Source organism: Streptomyces sp. SID5910 (assembly GCF_009862125.1).
GTDB lineage: Bacteria > Actinomycetota > Actinomycetes > Streptomycetales > Streptomycetaceae > Streptomyces.
Genome location: NZ_WWHX01000047.1, coordinates 1 through 428, shown reverse-complemented (window position 1 = coordinate 428; position 428 = coordinate 1). Strand labels below are relative to the sequence as shown.

The window sequence follows — 428 nt, the reverse complement described above, 5'->3', positions numbered from 1 at the left end:
GGGGTGGGCGTAGACGAGGTCCTCGGCGTCCTCCAGGGTGCCGACGACGACGATCCCGCGCAGCAGCCGCCGTACCGCCGGCATCAGGTCAGCGGGCCCGCGCACGAGGTCGGCGGCGTACGGCGGCCCGTCGCTCCGCGGCTCGTGCGGTACGTCGTCGGGGGCGCCGGCGAGCAGCAGGGCGGCGCGGCCCGCGTCCTGCTTGCGCAGGTGCCGGATGGCGTCGGCGGCGGCCGCGGGGGACGTCACCGCGAGGGCGTCGGCGGCAGCGGCGAAGGCGGCGGCGACGGCGACCTCGTGGCCCGGCGTCACGGTGAGCAGCCCGGCGGCGGGGCCGAGCAGTCCGCCGAGGGCGTCGCGGGCGGCGAGCAGCGCACCGGTGCCGTCCTTGCGGCGCAGGCCCAGGGCGAGGGCGTCGTGGCGGGCCT

At 80.1% G+C, this 428-nt stretch carries 1 protein-coding gene; it reads right to left on the bottom strand.

Annotated features, from left to right (window positions below):
• Nucleotides 1-428 (bottom strand): SMC hinge domain-related protein (locus GTW67_RS01605; RefSeq protein WP_524539733.1); only part of this gene is annotated, 428 nt, incomplete at both ends.